This is a genomic window from Micropruina sp., assembly GCF_027492755.1.
Classification (GTDB): domain Bacteria; phylum Actinomycetota; class Actinomycetes; order Propionibacteriales; family Propionibacteriaceae; genus Micropruina.
This window is the reverse complement of record NZ_JAPUED010000236.1, coordinates 1-8,172: the sequence shown is the minus strand read 5'-3', so window position 1 is coordinate 8,172 and position 8,172 is coordinate 1. Positions and strand designations below refer to the sequence as shown.

The window sequence follows — 8,172 nt, the reverse complement described above, 5'->3', positions numbered from 1 at the left end:
ACAAGCTCAACCGCCGGCGGACGCCCTAGCGTTCTCCGTCATCCCGGGCTTGCCCGGGACGACGAGAGACCGGGCCCGATCAGCCCTCGAACGGTCCCGGACGGTCGTCACAGACCGTGCCCTGGGCCGGCAACGACCCGCGCAGCAGGTACCGGTCGACATGCCGGGTGGCGCACGCCGAGACGCCGTAGGCGGTGTGGCCCCAGTTGGTGCTGGTCAGCAGCCGGCTGCGGGGCAGCAGCCGGGCCACCGAGCGGGCCGCCCGGTAGCTGGTGGCCGGGTCGTGCAGGTTGCCCACCACCAGGACCGGGTTCGCCGTGGCGGTGTCGAAGCGGCCGCGGTAGGCGTCCTCGTCATAGGCGCCCCAGAGTTGTCCGGCGCAGTACACCGAGTTCCACAGCCAGAACCGACCCACATAGGGCGCCCGGGCGTCTTCTGCGGCGGCCATCGCCGACCACGTCCGAGGGCTGTGCGGATTGCGGCTGTCCGAGCACATCACCGCCGGAACCAGTTCGACGGCGTTGGAGTATTCCGCCGCCGACTCCAGCACCGAGGACGAGATCCTCCGGTAGCGCTCGCTCAGCGACGCCCGCCGTGCGTCCGCCAGTGTCGGAGAGCGCAGTTGGTCGACGGTCGCAGCCAGCAACGGGATCGTCGCCGCACCCTCCTCGGTGTACAGCGAGAAGACAGCGGTGGCGATGAACTGCTGGTAGGTGAGGGTGACGTCGCCTTCGGGGTCCTCGATCACCAGCGGCTTGCTCTTCAAAGCCGCGGCGACCCGGGCGAAGGTGCCCCTCGGATCGGGGACGCCACAGACCTCGGCGGCGCGTTCGCAGCGCCGCAGCACCTCCTGCAGCGCAGCACTGGTGGCCGCGGTGGAGTCCATTCGCACCGACATCGGTGTCTGCGCGGTGCGTGCCGTCCCCACCCATTCGGTGGGATCGATCACCCCGTCGATGGCGATCGCCCGCACCCGGTCCGGGAACATGTTGGCGTACACCTGCCCGAGGTAGGTGCCGTAGGAGAAGCCGAGAAAGGTCAACTGCCGGTCACCGACCGCGCGGCGCAGCACGTCCATGTCGCGGGCCACCTCGGCGGTGGAGATGGACGACGCCAGCCGGCGTCCGAAGCCCGAGCAGCCCCGGGCCAGTTCGCGCGCCGCGCTCACGAAACGGCTCTCTTCGCGACCAGTGACCGGGAAGCTCATCCCGATCAGGGTTCCGGCCACCCGGTCGAGCCGGCGCACGGTCGGGAAGCAGCGGGTGGTGGTGCTGCCGTTGGTGCCGCGTGGGTCCATGCCGATCAGGTCGAACCGGTCCAGCACCTCGGATCCCATCCATTCCCGGGCGCGGATCGGAAACTGGGCGCCGGAGCCGCCCGGGCCGCCCGGGTTGAGGAACAGGCTGCCGATCCGGCGCGCCGGGTCGCGGGCCGGGATGCGGGTGACCGCGATGTCGACGGTCTCGCCGTCCGGCTGGTCGTAGTCGAGCGGCAGCCGCACCGTCGCACACTGGACGAACTCGCAGTCGCGCCAGTTCAGCTTCGGGGTCGGGACACGGTCGACCCGGCCCCGTTCCACGGCGGACGTGGTCGGCGTCACTGCTTGTGCGGTCCCGGGTGCCAACGGGATCAGGAGGGCCAGCGCCGCACCCACGGCGGCGAGTCGGCGGAGCTTGTGCATGGGCAGGACTTCCTTCAGACATATCGGAGCCTCCACTCCAACGCCGACCATGTGCTTTCCGCCATTGACCTTCGGCCAGAGACACCCGGCCGGACCGGCCACACGGGTTGCCCGGGCCTGAGAGCATGGGTCCGTGACCCAGCCCAGCCCACCTCCGGCGCGCGAGCTCCCCGGCGTCGGCTCGCCCTTGGCGGCCGCCATGCTGAGCGGCGTTCTGGTGGTGCTGATCTGGTGGGCGTTCGTCACCCGCTACCGCGGCCAGGTGCTGGAGGCGCTGGCGATGCAGGGCTCGCACATCGGCGCCTGGCGGATCGACGCGCAGGCCGATCAACTGCTGTCGACGGTGTCCGTGCCGATGGTGGCGGCGATCCTGCTCACGGTGCTGGTGATCGGTATCGTGCGCGGACGCTGGGTGGCGGGCCTGGCCGCCGCGGCCGCTGTCGGGGGTGCCAATGTCACCACCCAGGTGCTCAAGTACCGCGTCTTCGACCGTGACGACCTGCTGGATCTCGGCGGCTGGAACAGCACGAACACACTGCCGTCCGGCCACACCACCGTCGCGGCGGCGGCACTGGTCGGCCTGCTCCTGGTGGTGCCGCCGGCGTTGCGGTCGCTGACCACGGTGGTCGGCACCCTGGCCGTCTGCGCCTACGGCCTGGCGACCCTGGTCAATCAGTGGCATCGACCCTCGGACGTGTTCGCGGCGATCCTGGTCTCCTGCGCGTGGGGCTATCTGGCGGTGGCCGCGATTCGGCTGGCCGAGCGTCGCGGACGGCTCCGCGACGTCCGGCACTCCCCCGGCGCGGCGTCCGTCCTGCTGGTGGCCCTGGGCATCTGCGGTGTGACCCTGGCGATCGCCGCCGGCTACATCGTCTGGGACGGCGACCCGAACACCGCCGACCGGATGACCGGCCTGATCGCCTACGCCGGTGGTGTCTCTGCACTGATCGGCGTCTGCGCCGGCGCGATGGGCACCCTGCTGCGACTGCTGGACGCCACCCGTCCACTCCCGCGGGCTCGGGAGCGGGTCGAACTGGGTGGGATCAGCGTGGCTCAGCCCTCACCACCAGCCTGACGAGAGGTGCATCCCAATTTGGGATGAAAGATGTAAGCTCAGGCCCGTGAGCACACAGATCGCGGTTCGACTGCCCGATGAGATGGTCGCCTTCCTCGACACTGCGGTGGCGCAGGGGAAGGCGGCCAGCCGAGCGGCACTGGTCGCATCCGCGCTGGAACGCGAGATGCGTCGACAAGCCGCTGAGCAGGACGCCGGCATCCTTCGCGAGCGCGGTGCTGCCGACGATCTGGATGCCCTCGTCGACTGGACCACGCGACATACCGACATCGGCGACTGAGGTGCGAGAGATCTGCTTGGCGCGGTTGGACAAGACCCGGCCGGTCGTCGTCCTCACCCGCGAAGCGGCGCGGGCCGCAATGACCAAGGTCACCGTGGCGCCCATCACCTCCACCGCCAAGGGACTCAGCACCGAGGTCCCCGTCGGCCCCCGGAACGGACTCGACCACACGAGCGCCATCGCGCTCGACAACGTGATCACGATCCCGGCGACTGCGCTCGGGCGAACCGTCGGCTACCTCACCTCGGAGCAGGACGCCCTGCTGGCACGAGCCATCGTCCTTGCGTACGACCTCGACATCAGACTCGCGGACAAGTGATCCACACGGGGCGACCCACGGCCCTTGGGCCCGGATGAGGCAAGGTGAAGTGAGGAACGCTGATCGTCGTCGGTGAAGCCTTTGGAGGCCCCGGGGTTATCGAGATCGTTCGCCGATGGTGGGAAGGTCATTCGATTTCGGGTCCTGACGCGAGATCGCCGAGGTATCCCTTCGTCGGACGGCGTTGTCGGGATCGCCGGCCGCGGTTCGACAGGGTCAACCAAGAGAACGGCTTGATCAGCGCTTAGCGCCGACCACCCGGCGCACTCCCACCGGTCGGTGTCGTGGTGGTGTCGATCGGGACGGTGAGCGCCACCTGGTAACCGTCGTCGACGTTGCCGGTCACGGCCGCCATCTGGTGCGCCGCGCCGTCCTCACCGAAGACGTTGTCGGTGGTCAGGCTGACCCCGGCGAGGTTGGCCTGGGAGCCGGAGTACCGATCAGTGGCGTAGACCACGTCGCAGACGTCTTTGGGGAACGCCAGCTGCGAGGTGCAGATCCGCTTGTCAGCATCGGTGATGCTGGCCTCGTCCGGGTAGACCTCGAAGTGGACGTGCGGCCAGCGTCCGGAGTAGCAGGCCGGGACAATGCTGGCGAAGGTGACTTTGCCGGCCGAGTCTGCGATCTGTACGCCGCGCAGGTAGTTCTCGTTCTCCAGGCCTTGGGAGTACATCGAGTAGTTGCCGCCGGCGTCGCAGTGCCAGACGTAGACGGCGACGCCGGCGAACGCGCCACCGCCGTTGGCCATGTCGAGAATGGTCAGGGTCAGCGTCATCGGCACACCGTCGGCCTTGGTGGTGCTGGTGCCGAAGCTGCTGGTGATGTCCGAGCGGACCACGCCGCTCTGCTCCAGGATGTCCGGCCCGTTCGTGCCATCGGCCGGGTAGGGGCCGTTGGTCTCGTCCGGAATCTCGGTGAGCCCGGTGGAACTGGACGCCGTCGCGGTTGTGGAGGCGGCGGTCGTCGACGTGCAGGCCGCAAGAGTCAGCCCGAGCGCGCCGACGCCGGCCAGGCCGAACATCCGACGGCGGCTCAGCAGGGTGCCGATGTCGAACTGGAGCCCCTGGTCGACCAGCTCTTCATCGGGATGGGTGAGCGGACGCCCCTGGTAACTGGGTGGTCCGGTGCGATGGGTGGTCATGGCGGTTCCGATCTGGACGGGTACAAGCTGTCCAGATCATCGTCGCGGGTCAGCCCGGACGCGCGCTGTGTGTCTTCTGTGGGCCTGCTGTGCGACCCGTTCGCTGGGCGTCTACGACGTCTGCTCAGCCAACACGGTCGGTCGTGGCCTCAGGCTTCTGAACTACTCCCGGTTCACCGCTGGATTCCGGCCAGAACGCCGAGCCGCTCGTCCTCGGTGAGGAAGCCGCTCATCGGTGAGACCTTCCGCATCTCGACACTGTCGGTCGAGGTGTCAATCCATTCACCTCATAGAACAGACTGGCCCCGTGGCCAGATCTGAAATCTCGAGGAGTCCACGCTGGCTGTGGGCGGCCGGCGGCGGCTCGCGACTGTTCGGCTCGGATGGTGTCGAATACCACCGAGTAAGTGGTCTTGACCGCGTCGAGGTCGAGCGCCTTCTCACCCTCGGCGATCTGGACGCGGTGCAGGTCGACTGTGGCGGCGGCATAACCGAGTGGGTAAGTCCATCTGAGGCGCGTCGACTCTGGCTCGGCCTCGAATCACACTTGCATGACATCGACGGTTGGAAGCCGCCCCGCGACGCAAGCGGCATGCAGCGGTACGAGGCGGAACTCAGGAGATCAGCCGAGGGTCGCTACGTCCTGGTCTTCGTGAACGAATAGGGGCTAGCTGGCACGACCACAAGCCTGGACGCGATGTCAGAAACCTTGCAACGAATCCGGTGGGCAGGGTTGGCTCCAGCTGGACACAAGCGCCTGCTGTTGAAACCGCATTGCAGGGCGCGAATGACAAGTGATCGGCTGATCCAGCCGAGCGAGTCTCAACGTGAGCGAATCAAGAAACCCGCGTTCGGGTCGACGCTCCGCACCTCACGACTGCTCAGCCCGCGCCACCAGGTTGACGAAGACATCTTCCAGGGTCGGCTCCACCAACCGGACGGCGGCGTCGGGGAAGCCGGCGGCTCGCAGCCGCTCCTCGAAGCCGGGGACGGCGTCCGGGTCGAGCACGGCGTGCAGGGACGCGCCGGACAGGTAGGCCTCTTCGACGCCGGGGGCGCTCTCCAGCCAGGTCAGGGCGCCGTCCACATTCGTGAGCTGTATCTCGAGGACCCGCTCGGTGAGTAGGTCGTGGCGGATTTCGGCGGGTGCACCTTCGGCGATCAGGCCCCCGCGGTAGATGAAGGCCAGTTGATTGCAGTGGCTGGCCTCGTCCATGTAGTGGGTGGTGACGAACAGGGTGACGCCGCGTCCGGCGAGTTCGTAGAGCAGATCCCAGAACTGCCGTCTGGCTACGGGGTCGACGCCTCCGGTCGGCTCGTCGAGGAACAACAGTTCGGGGTCGTGGATGGTGGCGGTGCCGAGCGCCAGTCGTTGGCGCCAGCCGACCGACAGGTTGGCGGTGAGTTCGTTCTCACGTCCCTGCAGGTCGGCCATCTGCAGCACGTAGGCCCGCTGCTGGGCGAACCGTTCCGGACTCAGGTCGTAGACACCGGCATAGAAGCGCAGATTCTCCTCGACCGTCATGTCCTCGAACAGGGCGAACTTCTGCGACATGTAGCCGAACCGTTGCCGGACCCGCTCGGGGTGCGCCACCACGTCCTCGCCGAGCACCAGCGCCTGCCCGGCGGTGGGTGCGCTGGTGCCGGTGAGCATCCGGATCGTGGTGGTCTTGCCTGAGCCGTTGGGGCCGAGGAAGCCGACGATGGTGCCGCGCGGCACGTCGAAGTCGATGCCGTCGACGGCGGTGAAACCACCGAAGCGCTTGGTCAGCCCGCGCACCGAAATAGCGGCGTCGGGATTGGGCGGGGTCCCCCGTAACCGCTCGGACGGCCGGCGATCGTCGGGCGGATCGTCCTCGGGAAAGGCACGTCGCGGAACACCGGCGGTCATTCGGTCAGCCTCCTCCGGGTCGCGATGATGGCGGCGCCGAAGATCACCACGGCGAACGCGGCGAGCACCCAGAACTGGGTGGCCAGCGCCTCGAAACCGCTGCCCTTGATGAACGCGCCGCGCAGGATCTCGATCGCCCAGGTGAGCGGGACGAACCAGGTCAGCGGCACGATCGCGGCTGGCATCGAGTCGACCGGGAAGATGAAGCCGGACAGCACGAAGCTGGGCAGCATGAACAGCATCATCAGCTGTTGCGCCTGCTGCCGGGTGTGGGAGACCAGCGAGATCAGCAGCCCGAGCCCGATCGAGGTGAGCATGAACAGCGCCAAGCCGGCGGCGACCACCGAGATCTGCCCGGCGAACGGGACGCCGAACCAGAAGATGCCGACCAGCGCCACCAGGCACAGCTGCACGGTGGCCACCAGGGCGTACGGGGTGACCTTGCCGATCAGGTATTCGGTGGGCCGGATCGGCGTGACGAACATCTGTTCCAGCGTGCCGCGTTCGCGTTCCTTCACCACAGCCTGACCCATCACGGCCATGATCGACAACATCACGATCGCCGCCACCAGACCGGGAATCATGGTGTTCACCGAAGCCAGCGTGGGGTTGAACATCACCCTGACCCGAGCATCGATGCCCGGTGCGGCCAGGTCGACGCCCTGGGCGTTCATCCGTTCGGCGTTGAACCGGGCGATGATCTGGGCGGCGTAGCCACTGCCGACGGACGCCACCTGACTGTCCGAGCCGTCCACCACGACGCCGATCGGGGCGGTTTCACCACGGTCCAGCGCCGCCTGGGTGCCCTCGGGAATGACGATCGCGAGGGCGATCGTGCCGGTGTCCATCAGCTGCTGCAGATCGGATTCGGCCGGATGCGCGACCACCTGGAAGTAGTCGGACGCCCCGAAGTGCGCTTCCAGCGCCCGCGAGGTCGTCGTCCGATCCAGGTCGACGATCGCGGTGCTCAGGTTCTTCACGTCGGCGGCCACCACGTAGCCGAACAGGATCAGCTGCATGATCGGCATCAGGAACAGCAGCCGCAGCAGCAGCGGGTCGCGGCGCAGTTGGAGGAATTCCTTCCAGATCAGCAACCGGATCCGCCGGCGGGTCTGCGCACCGGTGCTTCTCATCGTCGCCTCCTCGCCGACAGCAGCACCGCGACCGCGATCACGACCACCGCGTAGCCGGCCAGCGCCGCCAGCTCGGGCCACAATTCGTCGATGCCGGCGCCCTTGAGGAATACCCCGCGCGAAATGCTGACCATGAATCGGGCCGGGAACAGCCAGCTCACCGCCTGCAACACCACCGGAATCGAACCCAGCGGGAACGCGAACCCGGACAGGATGAACGCCGGCAGAATCGACAGCAGCAACCCCAGCATGTTGGCCGTCTCCAAGGTCGGCGCCACCGCCGAAATGACCAACCCCAGGCCGAGCGAACAGAACACGAACAACGCCGCGCCGAGCGCGAGGACGCCCAGACTTCCCCGCAGCGGCAGGGCGAAGAACCACACCCCGACCGCGGTGATCGCGGCCAGTTCGGCGAAGGCGAGCAGCGTCCAGGGCGCCAGCTTGCCGATCATCATCTCCCAGCCGGCCAGCGGGCTGATCGCCAGCTGTTCGTCGGTGCCCTGCTCACGCTCCCGCACCAGGCTGACCGCGGTCTGCTGGACGGCGACGACCATGATGATCACCACCATCAGCCCCGGGATCAGGAAGTCCGAACTTCGCCGTTCCGGGTTGTACCAGGTGCGCACCCGTGGCTCGAGTTGGCCGGCGGCGG

The 8,172-nt window shown here is 67.9% G+C and carries 9 protein-coding genes; 4 read left to right on the top strand and 5 right to left on the bottom strand.

Annotated elements, in window-relative coordinates; translation table 11 throughout:
* Window positions 1–79: 79 nt before the first annotated feature.
* Complete coding sequence (locus tag Q0066_RS16245) at window positions 80–1,681, bottom strand: alpha/beta hydrolase (protein ID WP_298134887.1); 1,602 nt, start codon at window positions 1,679–1,681, stop codon at window positions 80–82.
* 133 nt (window positions 1,682–1,814) lie between these two features.
* Here Q0066_RS16245 and Q0066_RS16240 point away from each other — a divergent pair, with 133 nt between their 5' ends.
* From Q0066_RS16240 to Q0066_RS16230, 3 genes are read left to right on the top strand one after another with little or no spacing between them, the layout of a single operon-like run.
* Window positions 1,815–2,756, top strand: coding sequence for a phosphatase PAP2 family protein (locus Q0066_RS16240; RefSeq protein ID WP_298134885.1), 942 nt, complete (start codon window positions 1,815–1,817; stop codon window positions 2,754–2,756).
* Window positions 2,757–2,802: 46 nt separating this feature from the next.
* Window positions 2,803–3,036 carry a ribbon-helix-helix domain-containing protein gene (locus Q0066_RS16235; protein ID WP_298134883.1) on the top strand — a complete coding sequence of 78 codons (234 nt, stop codon included), beginning with the start codon at window positions 2,803–2,805 and terminating at the stop codon, window positions 3,034–3,036.
* A gap of 16 nt (window positions 3,037–3,052) precedes the next feature.
* Window positions 3,053–3,355 (top strand): type II toxin-antitoxin system PemK/MazF family toxin, encoded by a 303-nt coding sequence (locus Q0066_RS16230; protein WP_298134881.1) that lies wholly within the window; start codon window positions 3,053–3,055, stop codon window positions 3,353–3,355.
* Window positions 3,356–3,599: 244 nt separating this feature from the next.
* Here Q0066_RS16230 and Q0066_RS16225 read toward each other — a convergent pair whose 3' ends face one another.
* A complete protein-coding gene (locus tag Q0066_RS16225) occupies window positions 3,600–4,496 on the bottom strand; it encodes an intradiol ring-cleavage dioxygenase (RefSeq protein ID WP_298134879.1) in 897 nt (298 codons plus the stop codon).
* A gap of 307 nt (window positions 4,497–4,803) precedes the next feature.
* On the opposite strand from Q0066_RS16225, the gene Q0066_RS16220 reads away from it, so the two are divergent.
* Window positions 4,804–5,160 (top strand): hypothetical protein, encoded by a 357-nt coding sequence (locus Q0066_RS16220; protein WP_298134877.1) that lies wholly within the window; start codon window positions 4,804–4,806, stop codon window positions 5,158–5,160.
* A gap of 207 nt (window positions 5,161–5,367) precedes the next feature.
* Here the strand turns inward: Q0066_RS16220 and Q0066_RS16215 are convergent, their stop codons facing one another.
* From Q0066_RS16215 to Q0066_RS16205, 3 genes are all read right to left on the bottom strand, one after another.
* Entirely contained in the window at window positions 5,368–6,387 is a 1,020-nt protein-coding gene (locus tag Q0066_RS16215; RefSeq protein WP_298134875.1) for an ABC transporter ATP-binding protein, read from the bottom strand.
* Window positions 6,384–7,520: an ABC transporter permease gene (locus tag Q0066_RS16210; RefSeq protein WP_298134873.1), complete on the bottom strand. Its 1,137-nt coding sequence runs from the start codon at window positions 7,518–7,520 to the stop codon at window positions 6,384–6,386. Before Q0066_RS16210 ends, Q0066_RS16215 begins: the two co-directional genes overlap by 4 nt.
* Window positions 7,517–8,172: ABC transporter permease (locus tag Q0066_RS16205; RefSeq protein WP_298134871.1), on the bottom strand; the 656-nt coding region annotated here is incomplete at its 5' end. The genes Q0066_RS16205 and Q0066_RS16210, both read right to left, overlap by 4 nt.

What these genes read in the sequence shown, in the direction of transcription:
- Q0066_RS16215 (WP_298134875.1), bottom strand. Translation starts at nt 6,387, where the DNA reads ATGACCGCCGGTGTTCCGCGACGTGCCTTTCCCGAGGACGATCCGCCC.
- Q0066_RS16210 (WP_298134873.1), bottom strand. Translation starts at nt 7,520, where the DNA reads ATGAGAAGCACCGGTGCGCAGACCCGCCGGCGGATCCGGTTGCTGATC.
- Q0066_RS16225 (WP_298134879.1), bottom strand. Translation starts at nt 4,496, where the DNA reads ATGACCACCCATCGCACCGGACCACCCAGTTACCAGGGGCGTCCGCTC.
- Q0066_RS16245 (WP_298134887.1), bottom strand. Translation starts at nt 1,681, where the DNA reads ATGCACAAGCTCCGCCGACTCGCCGCCGTGGGTGCGGCGCTGGCCCTC.